Here is a 17,875-nt window from a genome sequence, read left to right on the forward strand (position 1 = left end):
AATGAGTAATTCATCACACAATAATAATTCTAACAATACAACTCCTCAACAAGAACAAGGAGATAAGAAACAAAAGTGTCCACCAGAACAAATAGTATATGATGCTGCAAGAGCAGAATATGTTTGTCTTGAAACAGGAGAAGTAATTGAAGAGAGAGTTATAGATGATAGAGCTGAGTGGCGTGCATTCACCCCCGAGGAAAGAGAGAGAAGGGCGCGAACAGGAGGCCCCATTACACCAACAGTACACGACATGGGCTTTACAACAGCTATAGACTACTCAGATAGAGATGCAGCTGGACACACCCTTGTAAACAAGAAATACCAGCTATACAAACTTAGAAAATGGCAATCTAGAACAAGAATTCTAACTAGTGTCGAGAGAAATCTAGCTCACGCTATGAACGAGCTTGATAGACTAGCAGACCTATTGAATCTACCAACCTATATAAGAGAAGAAGCAGCAAAAATCTATAGAGAAGCAGTTGAAAAGGGGTTAGTTAGAGGAAGAAGTATTGAAAGCGTTATTGCCGCCGCAATATACCTAGCTTGTAGACTTAGAAAACTACCTAGAACACTAGATGAAATAGAAGAATACTCTAGAGTAAATAGAAAAGAAATTGCTAGATGCTACCGTCTACTACTAAGAGAACTAAATATAAAGGTATCTACATCAGACCCAGCAGACTTCGTTCCAAGAATAGCACATGCACTTGGATTATCTGGAACAGTAGTAAGAGTTGCTATTGAGATTTTAAACAAGGCTAGAGAAGCCGGTATACTGGGAGGCAAAGACCCTGTAGGATTAGCGGCTGGCAGGAGTATATCTTGCATGTGAGAAACTAGGCGAGGAGAAATCGCAGAAAGAAATAGCTAGTGTAGCTGGTGTTACAGAAGTAACTGTTAGAAATAGATGTAGAGAGTTAATGAAAGTTATTAGCATGGAAGTTGAAGAATAAGAAGACAAAAATATATGGGTTTACAAGTCGGGGTTTACTATCTCACTGGTTAACTAGCTTATTACTAGGATGTTTTCTGGGTTAATTCCTAGTTCTTCAATTAGTATTTGTTTTACTCTCTGTCTATGGTCTCCTTGTAGTTCTATTCTCCCTTCTTCTTCTCTAAATGTCCCGCCAGCAGCTAGTTTTTTCTTGAAGAAGCTAGCTAGGTGTTTGAGGAGTTCTTTATCGTTTGGAAAGCCGTCGATAACTGTTACTGCTTTACCGAATTTTCTTGTATCTAGTTTTATTTTAATTAGTGGTTGTTCTACTAATAGTCGTTCACATAGTTCTTCGGGTATTTCCTCTCCGCAAACCTGCCGGGGCATGTTGTTGCACATCACCGGTTTATTTCAAAATTAATATTGTTAATCAAGACTTAAAAACCTATTTGTAGATTTCTGAGACTAGTGGTCTCTAGAGGTGGATTGTATGGTTAAATACAAGTGTGGTAGATGTGGTTATGTTTTCGACTATGAAGAAATGGTTAGAACTTATGGTAGACAAGTTAGATGTCCACATTGTAGTTATGATATTGTTTACAAAGTAGCTAGAACATATAGAGTTGTAAAAGCTAGATAGATAACTCTTTGATCTCGAGTGCATCTTCTTAAATACTGCTTCTTCTATGTTCTAGGTATAATCCACTGGCTTCTAGTGCTATTTTAGCTGCTAGGGTACTAGTTATATCTCCATGGTCTACTAGTGGATTAACTTCAACAATATCTATTGTGTAAACCCTGCTTGATTTATCGAATACTTCTCTTAGAATATTCATGAATTGTAGTGGAGTTATCCCTAGGGGTTCTGGATTGCCTACACCTGGCGCTATTGATGGATCAAATACATCCATGTCTACACTGATGTAGACTCGTCCCAGCTCTTCTATTTTTACACGTCCATTGTGGACGTCGAGTGTATTAAATACTTTAATGTTTTTCTTTTTTGCATAGTCTAGTTCGCCTTTACTATATGCTCTTGAACCAATGTGTATAACATTAATGTCTTTTTCTTCTGTTAGTCTCCGTAGAAATGTTGCATGGTTTAATTGAGACTCGATATACTCGTTTCTCGTGTCTAAGTGCGCGTCGAATACTATAAGTGTGTCTATTTTGCTTCCTAGAGCACGTATGACTGGATATGTTAGTAGGTGTTCGCCTCCAAGTATTATTGTGAATTCTCTGTGTTCTTCAAACAAGTTTCTTGTAACTAGCTCTATTCTTTCAACTGCTTTTCTAGGTTCACCTGGTTGTAGGAGTATGTCGCCATAGTCTCTAAAACCTATTTCTTCAAGGTCTAGATTTGCCATTAGACTATATATTTCGAGATTACATGTTGCTTCACGGATTTTCTGGGGTGCAAATCTCGTGCCGGGTCTATATGTTCCAGTGTGGTCTAGTGGTATTCCTATAACGGCTAGTGGTGACGAGGCGTTATCTATACACGCGAATACCGGGTTTACAAGTGTTGTTTTCCACGCCATTTTTAACCACTTTTCTAATTAATACACTCAACGTAGATATATTAGAGATTGATTTTAATAGTGTTTTCTTGTTTAATCTAACCAAGTAGAGTCGTTGAAGGGTATTTGTAATGGCTAGTAGTGAGAGAGATAAATACGATAAAATAATGGATTTATCTAGGCGGAGAGGGATCTTTTGGACATCGTTTGAAATATATGGTGGAGTAGCTGGATTTTATGATTTTGGACCCATTGGTGTTTTAATAAAAAGAAACATTGTAAACCAGTGGTTAAAGTACTTTGTATATTCACGTGAAAACATTGTAGAAATAGAAACACCTATTATTAATCCAAGAGTAGTATTCAAAGCTAGTGGTCACGAAGAACACTTCACAGACCCTGTTCTAGTATGTAATAAGTGTGGAAGAGTTTATAGAGCAGACCACTTAATCAAAGACTTATTAAACATTGAAGTTGAGGGTTGGAGCCCCGAGGAAATAACCAAACTAGTCCAGGAAAAAGAATTGAAGTGTCCAGAGTGTGGTGGCGACTTTGCACCTGCATTTAATGCTCTATTATTGTTTACAACGCAAATAGGCCCCTATAGAGGGGAAACAGCTTATTTAAAACCAGAACACGCTCAAGGAATGTTCATTAACTTCCCACATTTATTCAAGATCTTAAGAAATACTCTTCCACTAGGTATAGCACAAGTTGGCCGAGTAGCTAGAAACGAGATTTCTCCAAGGCAAGGATTATTGAGGCTTAGAGAATTCAATATAATGGAAATAGAGTTCTTCTTCGACCCCGAAGAAGCAGATAGAGAGGTTTCAAGAGTAGTAAGTGATGTAGAAGACGAGAAACTATGGGTTTTAACGGCTGATATGAGATTAAAGAATATCGAGGAACCAGCCGAGTTCACTGTAAGAGAGTTAATAGATAGAAAACTAGTTAAAACTCCCTGGCTAGCCTACTGGATGGGTATTGGAAACAAGTTTGTTAAAAGCCTAGGGGTACCACCAGATAAAATCAGGTTTATTGAGAAACTACCACATGAAAGAGCACACTACTCAGCACAAACCTTTGACCAAGAAGTACTAACAGAGAAATTTGGATGGATAGAAGTAGCTGGCTACGCATATAGAACTAGCTATGATATAGAGAGACACGCTGCAAACAGTAATGCAGACTTTGAAGTCTTCAAGAAGTTTGAAGAACCCATAATAGTCAAGAAAGAACTAGCTTATCCAAATCCAAGTGAAATATCTAAACTAGTAGGTAGTGAAAAAACAAGAGAAGTATTACAGTCTCTATATAGTAGAAAACCAGAAGAATTGGCGAGAGAGCTAAGTGAAAAAGGATACGTTGAAGTTCAAGGATTTAAACTACCAGCTAACTGCTTCTATGTAAAGAGAGAAGAAGAAAAAATACACGGTAAAAAGTTCTATCCACACGTCGTCGAGCCGTCTTTTGGAGTAGAGAGATTAATATATGTAGCACTAGAATACGCTTATACAGAGCGAGAAGGTAAAATAGTATTAAAACTACCTCCACAACTAGCTCCCTACCACGTTGCAGTCTTTCCATTAATGGCTGGTAATAAACCAGAACACGTGAAAATGGTTGAAATAGCAAAGTCTATATATAAGAGGCTGGTAGCTAGAGGGTTTAGAGCAGTATACGATGACGATGGAAGTATTGGTAGAAGATATGCAAGAGCAGATGAAATAGGCATTCCCTTCGCTATAACAGTAGATCACCAAACACTCGAAGACAACACTGTTACAATTAGAGATAGAGACACCACAGAGCAGATAAGAATAGAAATATCCAGTATAGAGAAATACCTAGTAGAAAAACTAGGTTTAGAACAATTCTTATAGAGATTTAACTATATATTGGAGAAAGAATATCAGTTTAAATGGTGGTTGTGTGTCTGAAGGTGTTAAACCAGAACAAACACCCCCAGAAGAACCAAAGAAAGTAGATATATCAAAACTACTGGCAATAGTCCCCTCCGCATCCGAGTTGAAAAGCGAGAAAAAAGTGCTTTCAGAGAAGAGAATACGTATAAAGTATGATAAATCACTCGATAAACCAATAGCGAGAATACCAGTGGTTCTCGCAAACGAGCTTGGAATTAAAAATGGAGATCAAGTCGAAATAGTTGTAGCTGGAAAGAAAAAAGCATACTTCACAGCTGAAGTAGTCGAAGGCAGTGAAAACATAGTTGTAGTCTACCCTGAAGACCTAGAAAAACAAGGTGTAGCAGACAACAGTATTGCAACTATAAGGAGGGTTAAAGCATAGCCATGGAGCTCTACAATACAATGACAATACTTAAAAACCTAGTAGATGACTACGAAGAAGCTATAGATAAGGGCAAACTAGCAGTTGCTAGTAGAGATGTCGAGTTAATATTGGTGTTTATAAATTCTTCAAGAGATCTCCTTGCCCGTTCAAAACCAATAATTACATCTACAAGAGAAGTAATGCATAATATAACCAGTGAAAATGATAAACTAGCAAAATACATAAGTGTCTACTATAGAATGCTAGTATACATTAGTATTCCATATATTGCAGATATTGTACGCGCAGCAGCTGATATACTAGAAAAACAAGGGTATTCAAATGAGGCGGGTGAAGCGAGAAATCTATTTAAAGAATACTCTAGTTTCCTGGACACTCTAAAATAGAAACAAGTACTCCTTTTACAAATCTAGGACCTATATCAACTATCTTTACTAGTCCACGACAGCCAGTAAGATTTCTACGTCCATGATACTCTACAAATACAACTGGGCCGTGTTTAACGGGGTATCCATATATTTTTTTCTTTGATTTAACTAACCATACTTCTAGCTTTTCACCGAGAAGTTTTCTCTTCATAGCCATATTGTATTTATCTATAGTGTTTTTAATAGACTTGATCAACTCTAAATAACTATCTATTTCTGGTTTAAGACCCTCGAAGGCTGTGGCTGGTAGACTAGTAAACTTATATAGTGTTATCTTCTCTACTCCTACACTTCCTAAAACACTAATTGCTTTGAGTGTATCACGATATACGTCTTCACTTGCAAATGGAAGTCCATACATTAAGTAAACATAGGGTCTTAATCCATATGCACGTAGAATTCTACAAGCTTCAACAACGTGTTTGAGAAGTATTGGTTTTCCCAGTATTTTCTCGTTGAATTCATCACTACCAGTTTCAAGGCCTATGTGAATAGTAGTCCCCTTTAAATACTTACCGAGTATTCTACCTACTTCTTCATCTACGAGACATGCCTTGATATTCTCGATCATTACGACAACACGTCCGCTTTCTACTTCTGGAATACTTGATAATTCATTGAGTAAGCCTTCAATTGCTTCTTTATTAGCTGGTGGGTAACACGGGTTTGTTAATACATTACTAACGAGTTTTTCTCTCATGTAGTCTAGGAAGTCGGGCCCGCTGAGAACTATTCTTCTCGCTCCGTGTTGAATTAGCTCTTCAACTTCTCGTTTAATCGATTTAATACTTCTACTTCTAGGGGGTCCAAACATATATGGTACACTGCAGAATCCGCATCCTGGTGGAATTCCCACGGGGCATACTAGTCTATTCTCTAGAATGGGGCTTCTACAATTCAAGCAATTTATACAGTTGTATTTCCCTGTAGTGATTAACGGGCGCTGGAAATTACTGCAGCCACGTACAACTTCGACGTAGAATCTGTAGATCTGAGGGTAGTCAAACGCTTCGTCTACACGTGTCCATGGTTTAATTGAATCGAGGATTTCAATTGGTGTATGTAAGTGTCTCCCTGTGATTTTAACAATACTTTCAACTCTATATGCTAGTGCTGGTATCTCGGTGGGGTTGAACTCGCCTTTTTCTTTTAGTTTTGAAAAAATATTTAAGAGTGGTATTTCTCCCTCGCCTATAACTACGTAGTCGACTGGTAGATTTGATAATATTTTCTCGTATTCAAAGCTTATTGGTCCACCAACAATAACTCTACCTTTATAGTTGTGTGAGCGTATTTTACCCAGTATTTTACCTAGTGCATTGTAGTCGCTTGACATTGCAGAAATTAATACTAGATCAGCATCAATAATAGAGTTTATCTCTACTAGTGCTTTTTCAAACGGGTAGAAATATACATCACTATACAACTCTGCAATACCTGCAATAATGCGTGGACCAGCTCCTACAACATCAAATGTTGAATATCTTTCACCAGAAGCACGAGCTAGTGTATCAATAACAACAGTTTTCAGATTATTCACCTCTATTTCTAATTATGCTTTTTAAACCTCTTAGAGTATTATTAATGCCTGAAGACGCGAGTGATGTTCCAATGAGCGAGGAGAGTAGTGCACTTGTTGAAATTACAGCTATTGAGGAAATAGTCAATATTACAAGAATAATTCATGATGAACTCGTAGAACTAGTTGAAATGATGAAAAAGTATTCAGAGGAGAATAGTGATATCGGAAAACTCTACGAGAGAATTAGAAACATTAAAAACAAAGGCGAGGAGAACTACCTACGTGTAATGCAATATCTCGTTAAAAGCAGCGAGATTGCCCTCTATGTACCAATATATATAAACATCGTTAGACACCTCGATAGAATCATACAACAAGTAGATGCAGTAGCATATAGAATGTATCTTGCAAGAGAAAACAAAGTTATAATTGAGAAAGGAGTACTTGAAACATTCATTAAACTAGTAGAACTAGAAAAAACACAATTAGAGAGCGTTGAAGAAGCACTATCAAAACTAAAAGTATCATCTAAAATAGTCTTGGAGAAACTAGAAAGAGTATTCAATGTAGAAGAAGAAATAGACACTATATTCAGAAAGAGCTTGTTTGAAGTCTATGGTAAATACGCTGGGTATATACCAGCACTCCTATTATTAAAAGACATCTTCGAGCACTTAGAAGAAATAAGCGACCTCCTCAAAAACGTCGGTGAGGAAATACGATATCTAGCACTATCGAGGAAACCATAGAGCAGTCTACTCCATGCGAGGCCTTTCTACTTGGAAATAGAGCTGTAGTTTTTGATTATGAATGTGCTAATAGAGTGTATTGGAATGGATACTACGGGACATTTCTAGGCGAATACAAACCAAGAAGTAGAGATATTAAAAGCCCCCTAGAACTCTCGCTAGTAGAAACAGTATACCTCTCAGAGAGAAACACTATTCTCGTTAGAGAAAACAATAAAATTCTAACACCAAACGAGCTTTTTGAAATCGCCGAGAAACGTGTAAGAAAGTTTAACGCTCTATACACTGTATACTCGGATTTGAGAAAAAGAGGGTTTATTGTACGTAGAGGATTAAAATTTGGATGTGACTACCTCGTCTATAGATATGGACCTGGAATAGACCACGCTCCCTTCGGTGTATTAGTGTATACCAGTAGTGAAGAAGTAGATCCAATAGAACTTGTAAGAGCTGGGCGCCTACTACACTCTGTTAGAAAAAAGTTATTATTGGCTATTTTAAATGAGAAAACAAGAGAAGTTAAATACATGATTTTAGAATGGTGGAAGCCCTAGTATATCGCTATCTAAACTCTGAAACATCGTATTCTTCAACTTTAAGCATTTCCTTAAAGAATTCCTCGTCTGAAGGCCTCGTATGCTTCTTTTCAAGTGCTTTAGCACATCTACCATCTGGTAGTAGACTGTTGACTTTACACGATGCATACTGGCATTCTCCACCAATACAATCGCCACCAGTTAATCTACACTGAGCTATCTTGATAATTCTACCTTTTACTGGTTTACTCGCAATAAACATAGCATTTCTAGTACAGACAAAGAGGGGGCACAGCGGATTACATTTATCTCCTATTGGCTGAGGCATAACCTTTTTCTCTTTATCCAGACCGTGTTCTCCATGGTGTGGTGGCCGTGTACCTCTTTGGTGGTGTGTTAGTCCCGTATGGTGGTGCCTATAGGAACCACTATGCTCGTTTTTCATTACAAGCACCTATAACCTCATTTATAATACATGTCCTATTTGTCCCATGTATATATCTATATTGTGTAAAAGATTTATATATTAATCGTAAAGCTAGAATTGTAATGGTCAACCCTGCGCGGGTTCATCACGTATTCAGATTTCCGAGTTTATCATCCCTGTTAATTTATTGCATTATAAACTAATAACTTGTATTTTTAATTTGAAATCAGGTAGGTATCTGCTCACTGTTTTATATACTACTTCTTGAACCATGTTGTTTACTTCTACATCGCCATATAGGCGTAGTACTGCCTCGTTAAATCCAGGGTAGAGGTGTAAACTAGCTACAAATTTACCATTATACATTATTCTAATGCTATAGGAGTGTCTTTCAGCCCATAAACCCTGTTTTCTCAAGTCCTCTAGGAAATTGTTTAGTTTTTTAACGCTTATTCCCCTTGGAATCATGGAGACATCACACTTCTATACACGTGGATTTTTTTCTCTGCCGCTTTTCTCAATCTATTCATTACTGCAAGGCCCAATCCTCTTTCTTCAAATCCTTCTATTATGGCTATACTGCATTTTAACTCATCGAGTTCTCTGAGGGTTTTAAAGAGGTTCCTAGCTACTTCGAATAAATTGCTTCTCGAGCCGATAACTAAAACTCTTACATTTAAGTCTCTATATCCACTACTCGTTTCTCTACTTGCTACAATACACACTTCCTTGCCCTCGCTGACATAGTTGAGTGCAATAGATCTAGTTGTTTTTACAATGTCTTCAATACTGCTTTCATCTGTCTCAATTAGTATTAGTGGTGTTGATGGAGCATAGTGTTTATACTTCATTCCAGGTGCTAGAGCTGTTTCTGCTTCTTTAAACCCTCTTGCAAATTCAGGTATATGTATTTTCTCTCCAAGTACTCGTTCTATGTCTTCTACTGCATAAGCTCCAGGTCTTAGTAGTATTGGTGGTTGTGTAAGAATGTTTATTATTGTTGATTCAACCCCGTATATTGTTTCACCAGCGTCAATAACAGCGTCTATTCTACCATAGAGGTCTTTTATTACGTGTTCAGCAGATGTAGGACTAGGTTTACCAGCAATATTTGCACTTGGAGCAGCAATTGGAGCTCCTGCTTCCCTAATTAAACCAAGAGCTACGGGGTGTGCAGGCATTCGTACAGCAACGTAGTCTAATCCACTTGTAACAATCTTGGGTATTTGTGGATTTCTAGGTAGTATGAGGGTTAGAGGGCCCGGCCAAAACCTCTCTATTAATCTATATGCTTTTTCAGGAATATTTACTGCTACTTCTTCCAGCATGTCAATACTTGATATGTGGATTATTAGTGGATTATCCATTGGCCTCATTTTAGCCCAGAATATCTTTTTCACAGCTTCTTCATTGTATACAATTGCTCCAAGGCCATATACTGTCTCTGTTGGAAAGGCTACTATACCACCCTTCTTTAAAATACCAGCTGCTTCACGTAGTATATGTGGATCCGGGTTTACAGGGTCTGTTTTTAATACTAGAGTCACTTTTTACACCTAGATGAAGATTATTCCTGGTTTGTACTCGGAGATCTTTATTCCTGGTTTGAATTCATCGCTTTTTACTCCGGTTAAGTATTCAAAGAAGATACAGGCTATTTCATGTCCTTTTTCCTGTAGTAGTTTAACCGGTTTCTTTGTTATTTCTGAGACTTCATCCCATGTCAAGCCCTGGAGGGCCTTTGTTATCAATACTACTTCGTGTATTGGTTCTAGTTGTGGACGTATTTGTTTCGCCGTCCACCAGTATATTTTTGCAATAATATGCATTATGTCAGCAGCAGCTTCAAACGTCATGGGTCCTTTGCAATAAGTCCATAGTCTATCGAGAGCTATTGAAGATAGCGCGTTTATTGGTTTTTCATGGTAAATGAATGGCTCGTCGTCTAGAATTAACTGGGCTACTTCGGGTTCTAGTTCACGGTAGTTTATTGAAAGACTATTCATGATTTTTGATTTGAATTCTAGTTTTGCTAGTTCAACTAGTTTTTTAACTTCTTCTTTTACTGGTTTAATAACTAGTACCGTGTACTCGCCACTAACAGGGTTTCTATCTGGACTCATATGTATAACACTAAAACCGTTTTTAACCCAGAACTTTAATAGTTCACCAGTCACTCCAAACCCGGAGCCAAGCCAGTCGAGACCCCGCTCTTTTACCTCTTCAAATACTTTTTCAAGCGCCCAGCTTCCAATACCCTTTCCCTGGACAGCTGGATGTGTTGCTATACGAACTATTCTCCACCCAATTGTATGTGCAAAATCAACTAGTCTAGTGTGTTTGAGAAATCTATCTGGTATAATATTACCTGGAATTTTTCCACCACGTAGAAGTTCATCTACTTCTCTAGTGTCTATGGGGCCTTCTTGGGCTATTTGAATAGCACACACTATTTTACCACTCGCTGTTTTCACAGCTCTTATAAAATGGTGTGGTGCATCAGCCAGCATTCCAAGGTCGTCTGGCTCGTTTCTATAGTGGGCTAATACGTAAATACCAAATAGTTCTCTTAGTTCTTTCTCGTTTTCAAAGAGTTGTTTTGGATCATATTTAACATATATCAATCTCTTCATTTCAATGTCTTCTAGATCTTTTTCATCTAGTTCGGCTGGTTCTGCATCGAGAAGTAGTGCTTTAAACTGCCATTCCTCGACGGGGTCATTGTAGTTATATCTAATTGGCTCTGTCATTTCGTACTCGTAGAGTTCAATACCCTCCATGTTCTTTAATTTCTTTAGAAATCTAACTGAGAAGCCACGCCCGGCTCCTTCATAACCGTGTATTGTAGAAGAAAACACTAGTCTATTGTGTGATTCTAGTATTTTATAGAGTAGTGGAACATGTATACCTGCAGCTTCATCAACTACTACAATGTCTCCTTTTAGTTTTGGTATTGTAATAGGCTCCCAGTATTCAATACTGAATTTCTCGCCTCGTATTTCAACAATATATCCCGATTTCTTTATTACATCGTATTTATAGCCCATAGTGTCGAGTACATTAGCGGCTAGTGTCATAAGTGATTGAACATTACTTGGTGATGGAGAGGTTACTAGTGCTCTAAAACGTGGTTTGACCTTTTTGAATAAGTGTATTAATCCAACTAGTCCGATGCCTATTGCACAGCTTTTACCACGCCCTCTGTCAGCTGTGAGAACAAATACTTTCTTTTTGCCTTTACCTGGTTTTTCATAGAAGTTTTCTAGTATTTTCAATACGTTTACTTGATCCATTGTTAATGCATGTTTATAGACTTCTGCTGGAAATAGTCGTGATTGAGGTAGAACAGCAGTTTTTGAATATGTTTTTACTTCTCTCTCTAGCTTTAATTTCTTAATGACTTTATTGTTGTCGACGTCGTAGATACCTATACCATCGTGTTCTAAGAGCTTCTTTTTAATCCATGTTAGAAACACGTGTCTTGGTTCTGGGAATTGTGGTACTGTAAGGGTCTCTTTGAAAATAGTGTTAAATGTATCCCATTGATCCCAGTTGGGGATTAAAAAGACTATTATTCCCCCGCCTTCAACTATTCCAACTAGTCTACCGACATCGTTTGGTTTAAAGTCTCTCGTTAAATCCATTACAAGTACTTGTACTGTTACACCAAGGTATTTCTCGCTTTTCTCGTAGACACCATATTCAAATTTTATTTTTTCGTTTTCCGCTATTTTCTCTTCAAAGACCTCTTTCATTTTAACTGCTTCTGGGAATTCATCGTGGTAGATGTAGAGGCCTTTCAATTCTCTCTTTTCGATTTTCATCCATTTATTTACATAGTGGTCAACTAGTTTACCTGCAAATAGACCCAGTTTAATAGAGTCTGAACCTGATAATACAATTAGTGATCTAATTCTAGATTTAACTAGAATCTCAGCTAACTTTCCAATTTCACGTACAAATCTCGTATATGATGCGGGTATAACTACTTCGTCATTGTTATTCTTTTTCTCACTACCTGGCTCCATCAAGTAGAAAGCACCAGTTAATAATCACTAATAGACACTTTTATCTAGTAATATAGCGACGAGTAATTATACTGAGGATAAAAAACAAATCTACGTGAAAGTGGTTGGTAGTCTTTTAAAGCCTCCACTAGTTCCAGCTTTCTTGACTTCCTTGGCTAGTTTATCATACATTTCGATATCTGTTCTACTTAGACTTGGTGGAATCTTATTGAGTGCTTCGAGGAAGTGTCTCATTTCAACCTTAGTTACTTGTAGAGACCCGCTTTTACTATATACTTCACGTAGAGCTAGCATTGAAGCTTCTTTACATATAGCTGCTATGTCTGCACCAGTATATCCCTCTGTCCTCCTAGCTAGTTCCTCGAGATTTACGTCTTCTGAGAGTGGTAGTTTCTTTGTGTGTACTTTGAATATTTCTAGTCTTGCTTTGTAGTCTGGAGGTGGAACATAGATTAATTTGTCAAATCTACCCGGTCTCAACAGCGCTGGGTCTAGTAAGTCTGGTCTATTAGTTGCAGCTATTACTACTACTCTTCTGAGTGGTTGTATACCGTCTAGTTCTGTTAAGAGCTGGTTGACTATACGGTCTATTACTCCGCTTGGATCGCTTCCTCTAATGCCAGCTATTGAGTCTATTTCATCAAAGAATACAACTGCTGGTGCAACCATTCTAGCACGTCTAAATATTTGTCTAATAGCCTTCTCTGACTCGCCAACCCATTTACTGAGTACTTCAGGGCCTCTTACAGCAATAAAGTTGGCTCCGCTCTCTGTTGCAACAGCTTTTGCTAGTAGTGTCTTACCGGTTCCCGGCGGGCCGAATAACAATATTCCCTTGGGCGGTTCAATACCCATTTTTTCGAATACATGTGGGTATTTCATAGGCCACTCAATACTCTCTCTTAGTTCTTGTTTAACTTCTTCTAACCCGCCAATATCGCTCCAGTGGACTTCGGGTATTTCAACTATTACTTCTCTCATTAGTGATGGTTGAATAGACTTCATTGCAACGAGGAAGTCTTCCATTGTAACTCTTAGTTTTTCGAGTTTTTCAGCTGGTATTGGCTGGTTTAAATCAATGTTTTCCTGTTGTATAAAGCGCCTCAAAGCATTCATAGCTGCTTCTTTGACTAGTGCAGCTAGGTCTGCACCTGTATAGCCATGGGTCATCTCGGCTATTTTATCAAGATCTACGTCTTCGCTTAGTGGCATGTTTCTAGTGTGTACGGCGAGGATTTCACGTCTAGCTCTTCTGTCTGGTGGTGGTATTTCTATTTCTCTATCAAATCTACCTGGTCTTCTGAGAGCTGGGTCTAATGCGTCTGGTCTATTGGTTGCACCAATAACTATTACTTTACCTCTCTCTTTCAATCCATCCATGAGGGTTAGTAGCTGTGAAACCACTCTTTTTTCTACTTCTCCTACTACTTCTTCTCTCTTTGGAGCTATACTGTCGATTTCATCAATAAATATTACTGCTGGTGCGTTAGCTTGTGCTTCCTCGAATATTTTTCTAAGTCTCTCTTCTGATTCACCATAGAATTTACTCATGATTTCTGGTCCATTAATCGTAATAAAGTAAGCACCTATTTCATTGGCGAGTGCTTTTGCTAGTAGTGTCTTACCGGTTCCCGGTGGTCCATATAATAGTATTCCTTTTGGTGGTTCAATACCAAGACGCTCAAATAATTCTGGGTGTTTTAGTGGTAGTTCTACTATTTCTCTGATTTTTTGTTTTACTTCTTCTAAGTCGCCAATGTCCTCCCAGGTAACTAGTGGAACGCCTTCACCAACCATACCGGGTTTAACTGGTTGTAATCTAACTTCGACTATGGTATCATCTGTTACATATCCAACAGCTGAGGGTTGTACACTGGTAACAATAAATCTAAGGAGGAAGCCATACAATGGTATATCTACAACATCTCCTCTTTTAACCGGGTTGCCCAGTAGACTTCTCTTAATGAGTTGAGAGAAGTACTCTGGATCAGCGGTAATTCTAGGCATATCTTGAGTAGGAGATAGTGTTATACGTGTCGCCGGCTCTACTTTAATAGATCTTACAGTAACGTATTCACCTGGAGAAACACCAATAGTTTTTCTCACTGTTCCATCAATTCTAATAAGACCCATACCCTCGTCTTCCGGGTAAGCAGGCCAAACCTTTACTATTTCACGGCCTTTTGGACCTATAACCTCTATGAAGTCTCCGGGTTCTACTTCGAGTTTTCTCATGGCCTCTCTATCAATTCTAGCTATTTTACGACCAATATCTCTAGACCTCGCCTCTGCAACTCTCAACTTGATTGATTTATCCATTTTATTGTGTGATTGAGACACTCTTTCCACCTGTTTTGTAGTATATGGAAAAAGGGTAAATTAACAACCTTTATTACGTTTTTGTATAATAAATATATAGGGTGGAAATCATGGTCGAAAGAGTTAAAACAGGTATTCCAGGTTTTGACGAGATACTTCATGGTGGAATACCCAAGAGAAACGTTGTATTACTGAGTGGCGGTCCAGGTACTGGTAAAAGTATATTCTCAATGCAGTTCTTGTGGAATGGTCTTCAAATGGGCGAACCAGGCATATATGTTGCCCTAGAAGAACACCCCGTTCAAGTAAGAATAAACATGAAGAATTTCGGCTGGGATGTAAAACAATACGAGCAAGAAGGAAAATTCGCCATTGTAGACGCGTTTACAGCTGGTATTGGAGAAGCAGCCAAGAGAGAAAAATATGTTGTTAAAGACCCCGATAGCGTTGAAGAACTCGTTGATGTACTACGTACAGCTATAAAAGAAATAAATGCCCAGAGGGTAGTTGTTGACAGCGTTTCAACTCTATACCTCACAAAACCCTCTGTCGCTAGAAGTGTAGTATTACAATTGAAGAAAGTATTGTCTGGAATGGGTACAACTAGTATACTGGTATCCCAGGTATCAGTAACAGAAAGGGGGTTTGGAGGTCCTGGTGTAGAACACGCGGCTGATGGTATTGTTAGATTAGACCTAGACGAAATAAATGGCGAGCTGGTTAGAAGTCTTGTAATATGGAAGATGAGAGGTACAAGTCACAGTATGAAGAGACATATATTCGACATTACAGACAAGGGTATTGTAGTCTATCCAGACAAGGTATTAAAGACAAGTAGATTTGGATGAGTAGAGAGATTAGAGGCAGCCTGTGCTGAGATCTCTATATTCTTGTGCATCACTGTCTACTCCTTCTTTTTTAGATTCACATATCTCCCATGGAAACACGATCCATTCATTTGCTACTTCGTAGTAGTAGTCTGGTGTATATGTACTCCATGGTTTGAGGAATAATACTAGTGTTTTAATTTGTCTTGGTGCGTGGGATGAAAGAGTATCTATGACTAATTGTATTGTTCTACCACTATCTACTACATCGTCGACAACTAGTACATTTTTGTCTTTTAATTGTGGAATAGCTAGATATTTAATAAATGGTTTTTCACTCCGTACTCCAATAGCTTTGTAAAACTTTACTTCTATATATCCTATTTCATCTACTCCCATGAGATCAGAGACTATGCGTGCCGGTATAAGTCCACCCTTAGCAACAGCTATTATAACGTCTGGTTTAAATGTAGATGACATTCTATTGACTAGTGTAATTAGCGCTTTATGTATGTCAACCCAGCTAATATATCTTGTTTTTACTGATGTATTGTGGCTCGCCATATTTAACCATATGTAAATAATGGTTTTTAAGCTAGTTTCAAGCTTATTTTTAACCCGGGCACCTTGACGAAGTATATATTTGTAACTGGAGGTGTTTTATCGGGTTTAGGTAAGGGAATAATAGCAGCATCTATAGGAATGCTCGTGAAAAACAGTGGATATAGAGTAACAATGATAAAAATAGATCCATACTTAAATGTCGATGCAGGTACAATGAGTCCATATGCACACGGCGAGGTTTTTGTAACAGAAGATGGTGGAGAAACAGACATGGATATTGGACACTATGAGCGATTCCTGCACATAGACCTATCGAGGAGGAATAATATAACATCTGGTCAAATCTACTACTCTGTTATATTAAAAGAGAGGCGTGGAGACTATTTAGGTCAATGTGTTCAAATAATACCCCACGTAGTAGATGAAATAAAGAATACTATTAGAAGTATAGCGAGAGATTCCAGTGCAGATGTAGTAGTAGTTGAAATAGGAGGTACTGTTGGAGACATAGAAGGCCTTCCATTCCTCGAAGCAGCTAGACAAATGAGGTTTGAAGAAGGATTTAAAAACACGTTTTATGTACATGTGGGTTTAGCGCCAATACTACCCTCCGGCGAGTTGAAAACAAAACCTATTCAACACAGCCTTCAAGAACTACGGCGTATTGGAATACAACCAGATGCTATTATAGCACGCTCCATAAGGGAGTTAGATGATGAAGCAAAGAGGAAGCTAGCATTATATGGTAATGTACCAGTAAATGGTGTATTCAGCTGTCCCTACCTGGATACTCCATATAGAATTCCACTAGTACTCTACGAACAGGGCTTTACAAAGTATATCTATGAAAAACTAGATTTACCAGTAAAAACACCTGATTTAACTCAATGGCAGGTGTTTATCGAGAAATTAACACAGAGAACTACACCAGTTAAAATAGCAATGATTGGTAAATACACTAAACTCCGAGATAGCTATGTAAGCATAATAGAAGCGTTAACACATGCTTCTACATGGCTGGGTATTAAACCAGAACTTGAATGGATCGAGTCAACAGATATAGAATCAAACCCGCAATTAATAAGTAGACTAGAAGGTGTTGATGGAGCTATAATACTCCCTGGTTTCGGTAGGCGGGGGGCAGAAGGAAAAATAATGGCTATAAAATACCTCAGAGAAAACAATAAACCAACACTTGGAATATGTTTTGGTATGCAGTTGATGACTGTAGAGGCTGCTAGAAACCTAGCTGGACTAGAAAAAGCTAATAGCCAGGAACTAGACCCTAATACACCACACCCAGTTGTAGCGCTAGCACCAACACAAGATTTGAATAAAGGACTTGGAGGAACACTGATACTCGGCGCTAGAAAAATAATTATTGAAGAAGGAACACTCGCGTGGAGAGTGTACGGTAGAAGAGAGGTATACGAGAGACATAGACATAGATACATTGTAAACCCCAAGTATGTAGACATCCTCGAGAAAGCTGGATTAAAGATTTCGGGATATAGCGAAGAGGGATATGCTGAAATAATAGAGTTGAGAGAAAACAAATCATTCTATCTAGGAACACAAGCACACCCAGAATTTAAGAGTAGACCACTTGAACCAAGTCCAATATACATGGCATTCCTAGATTTTATTAAAAACAGTAAAATTAAAAATAACAATTAATAATTTTTATAACACAATAATATAA

The 17,875-nt window shown here is 38.1% G+C and carries 17 protein-coding genes and 1 pseudogene; 9 read left to right on the top strand and 9 right to left on the bottom strand.

Annotated elements, in window-relative coordinates; all coding sequences use genetic code 11:
- Nucleotide 1 precedes the first annotated feature (1 nt).
- Nucleotides 2-959 (top strand): annotated as a pseudogene (locus tag ACZ5YP_RS05415) (transcription initiation factor IIB).
- A 53-nt stretch (nt 960-1,012) separates the two neighbouring features.
- Here the strand turns inward: ACZ5YP_RS05415 and yciH are convergent.
- Nucleotides 1,013-1,327 (bottom strand): stress response translation initiation inhibitor YciH, encoded by a 315-nt coding sequence (gene yciH / locus ACZ5YP_RS05420; protein ID WP_464834739.1) that lies wholly within the window; start codon nt 1,325-1,327, stop codon nt 1,013-1,015.
- A gap of 103 nt (nt 1,328-1,430) precedes the next feature.
- On the opposite strand from yciH, the gene ACZ5YP_RS05425 reads away from it, so the two are divergent.
- Nucleotides 1,431-1,580, top strand: coding sequence for an Rpo12/RPC10 RNA polymerase subunit family protein (locus ACZ5YP_RS05425; protein WP_464834740.1), 150 nt, complete (start codon nt 1,431-1,433; stop codon nt 1,578-1,580).
- 28 nt (nt 1,581-1,608) lie between these two features.
- Here the strand turns inward: ACZ5YP_RS05425 and speB are convergent, their stop codons facing one another.
- Complete coding sequence (speB, locus tag ACZ5YP_RS05430; protein WP_464834741.1) at nt 1,609-2,481, bottom strand: agmatinase; 873 nt, start codon at nt 2,479-2,481, stop codon at nt 1,609-1,611.
- A gap of 110 nt (nt 2,482-2,591) precedes the next feature.
- Between speB and glyS the strand changes: the two genes are divergently transcribed.
- The 3 genes from glyS to ACZ5YP_RS05445 are packed head-to-tail and all read left to right on the top strand — an operon-like array spanning nt 2,592 to nt 5,159.
- Nucleotides 2,592-4,343 (top strand): glycine--tRNA ligase, encoded by a 1,752-nt coding sequence (gene glyS, locus ACZ5YP_RS05435; protein ID WP_464834742.1) that lies wholly within the window; start codon nt 2,592-2,594, stop codon nt 4,341-4,343.
- Nucleotides 4,344-4,392: 49 nt separating this feature from the next.
- Nucleotides 4,393-4,770, top strand: coding sequence for a hypothetical protein (locus tag ACZ5YP_RS05440; protein WP_464834743.1), 378 nt, complete (start codon nt 4,393-4,395; stop codon nt 4,768-4,770).
- Nucleotides 4,771-4,772: 2 nt separating this feature from the next.
- Nucleotides 4,773-5,159, top strand: coding sequence for a hypothetical protein (locus ACZ5YP_RS05445; protein WP_464834744.1), 387 nt, complete (start codon nt 4,773-4,775; stop codon nt 5,157-5,159).
- On the opposite strand, the gene ACZ5YP_RS05450 is transcribed toward ACZ5YP_RS05445, so the two are convergent.
- Entirely contained in the window at nt 5,134-6,741 is a 1,608-nt protein-coding gene (locus ACZ5YP_RS05450; protein WP_464834745.1) for a B12-binding domain-containing radical SAM protein, read from the bottom strand. The genes ACZ5YP_RS05445 and ACZ5YP_RS05450 overlap by 26 nt on opposite strands.
- A 44-nt stretch (nt 6,742-6,785) precedes the next feature.
- On the opposite strand from ACZ5YP_RS05450, the gene ACZ5YP_RS05455 reads away from it, so the two are divergent.
- Nucleotides 6,786-7,472 (top strand): DUF47 domain-containing protein, encoded by a 687-nt coding sequence (locus ACZ5YP_RS05455; protein ID WP_464834746.1) that lies wholly within the window; start codon nt 6,786-6,788, stop codon nt 7,470-7,472.
- 74 nt (nt 7,473-7,546) lie between these two features.
- A complete protein-coding gene (gene endA, locus ACZ5YP_RS05460; protein WP_464834747.1) occupies nt 7,547-8,026 on the top strand; it encodes a tRNA-intron lyase in 480 nt (159 codons plus the stop codon).
- Nucleotides 8,027-8,033: 7 nt separating this feature from the next.
- Here endA and ACZ5YP_RS05465 read toward each other — a convergent pair whose 3' ends face one another.
- From ACZ5YP_RS05465 to ACZ5YP_RS05485, 5 genes are all read right to left on the bottom strand, one after another.
- Nucleotides 8,034-8,453 (bottom strand): hypothetical protein, encoded by a 420-nt coding sequence (locus ACZ5YP_RS05465; RefSeq protein WP_464834748.1) that lies wholly within the window; start codon nt 8,451-8,453, stop codon nt 8,034-8,036.
- Between the two features lie 174 nt (nt 8,454-8,627).
- The gene (locus tag ACZ5YP_RS05470) at nt 8,628-8,903 is read right to left on the bottom strand and encodes a hypothetical protein (RefSeq protein WP_464834749.1); all 276 of its coding nucleotides are present in this window, start codon (nt 8,901-8,903) and stop codon (nt 8,628-8,630) included.
- A complete protein-coding gene (locus ACZ5YP_RS05475) occupies nt 8,900-9,982 on the bottom strand; it encodes an L-threonylcarbamoyladenylate synthase (protein ID WP_464834750.1) in 1,083 nt (360 codons plus the stop codon). Before ACZ5YP_RS05475 ends, ACZ5YP_RS05470 begins: the two co-directional genes overlap by 4 nt.
- A 9-nt stretch (nt 9,983-9,991) precedes the next feature.
- The gene (locus tag ACZ5YP_RS05480; protein ID WP_464835964.1) at nt 9,992-12,463 is read right to left on the bottom strand and encodes a tRNA(Met) cytidine acetyltransferase TmcA; all 2,472 of its coding nucleotides are present in this window, start codon (nt 12,461-12,463) and stop codon (nt 9,992-9,994) included.
- Nucleotides 12,464-12,553: 90 nt separating this feature from the next.
- The gene (locus ACZ5YP_RS05485) at nt 12,554-14,782 is read right to left on the bottom strand and encodes a CDC48 family AAA ATPase (RefSeq protein ID WP_464835965.1); all 2,229 of its coding nucleotides are present in this window, start codon (nt 14,780-14,782) and stop codon (nt 12,554-12,556) included.
- Nucleotides 14,783-14,892: 110 nt separating this feature from the next.
- On the opposite strand from ACZ5YP_RS05485, the gene ACZ5YP_RS05490 reads away from it, so the two are divergent.
- Complete coding sequence (locus ACZ5YP_RS05490; RefSeq protein ID WP_464834751.1) at nt 14,893-15,630, top strand: KaiC domain-containing protein; 738 nt, start codon at nt 14,893-14,895, stop codon at nt 15,628-15,630.
- 9 nt (nt 15,631-15,639) lie between these two features.
- On the opposite strand, the gene ACZ5YP_RS05495 is transcribed toward ACZ5YP_RS05490, so the two are convergent.
- A complete protein-coding gene (locus ACZ5YP_RS05495; protein WP_464834752.1) occupies nt 15,640-16,173 on the bottom strand; it encodes a phosphoribosyltransferase in 534 nt (177 codons plus the stop codon).
- 63 nt (nt 16,174-16,236) lie between these two features.
- Here ACZ5YP_RS05495 and ACZ5YP_RS05500 point away from each other — a divergent pair, with 63 nt between their 5' ends.
- Entirely contained in the window at nt 16,237-17,850 is a 1,614-nt protein-coding gene (locus ACZ5YP_RS05500; protein WP_464834753.1) for a CTP synthase, read from the top strand.
- Nucleotides 17,851-17,875 lie beyond the last annotated feature (25 nt).

Source organism: Sulfophobococcus zilligii, assembly GCF_055398255.1.

Coding starts and splice junctions, on each gene's coding strand:
- ACZ5YP_RS05455 (WP_464834746.1), top strand. CDS start 6,786: ATGCCTGAAGACGCGAGTGATGTTCCAATGAGCGAGGAGAGTAGTGCA.
- ACZ5YP_RS05490 (WP_464834751.1), top strand. CDS start 14,893: ATGGTCGAAAGAGTTAAAACAGGTATTCCAGGTTTTGACGAGATACTT.
- ACZ5YP_RS05445 (WP_464834744.1), top strand. CDS start 4,773: ATGGAGCTCTACAATACAATGACAATACTTAAAAACCTAGTAGATGAC.
- yciH (WP_464834739.1), bottom strand. CDS start 1,327: ATGCCCCGGCAGGTTTGCGGAGAGGAAATACCCGAAGAACTATGTGAA.
- ACZ5YP_RS05470 (WP_464834749.1), bottom strand. CDS start 8,903: ATGATTCCAAGGGGAATAAGCGTTAAAAAACTAAACAATTTCCTAGAG.
- ACZ5YP_RS05480 (WP_464835964.1), bottom strand. CDS start 12,463: ATGGAGCCAGGTAGTGAGAAAAAGAATAACAATGACGAAGTAGTTATA.
- ACZ5YP_RS05465 (WP_464834748.1), bottom strand. CDS start 8,453: ATGAAAAACGAGCATAGTGGTTCCTATAGGCACCACCATACGGGACTA.
- ACZ5YP_RS05485 (WP_464835965.1), bottom strand. CDS start 14,782: ATGGATAAATCAATCAAGTTGAGAGTTGCAGAGGCGAGGTCTAGAGAT.
- ACZ5YP_RS05425 (WP_464834740.1), top strand. CDS start 1,431: ATGGTTAAATACAAGTGTGGTAGATGTGGTTATGTTTTCGACTATGAA.
- speB (WP_464834741.1), bottom strand. CDS start 2,481: ATGGCGTGGAAAACAACACTTGTAAACCCGGTATTCGCGTGTATAGAT.
- ACZ5YP_RS05495 (WP_464834752.1), bottom strand. CDS start 16,173: ATGGCGAGCCACAATACATCAGTAAAAACAAGATATATTAGCTGGGTT.
- glyS (WP_464834742.1), top strand. CDS start 2,592: ATGGCTAGTAGTGAGAGAGATAAATACGATAAAATAATGGATTTATCT.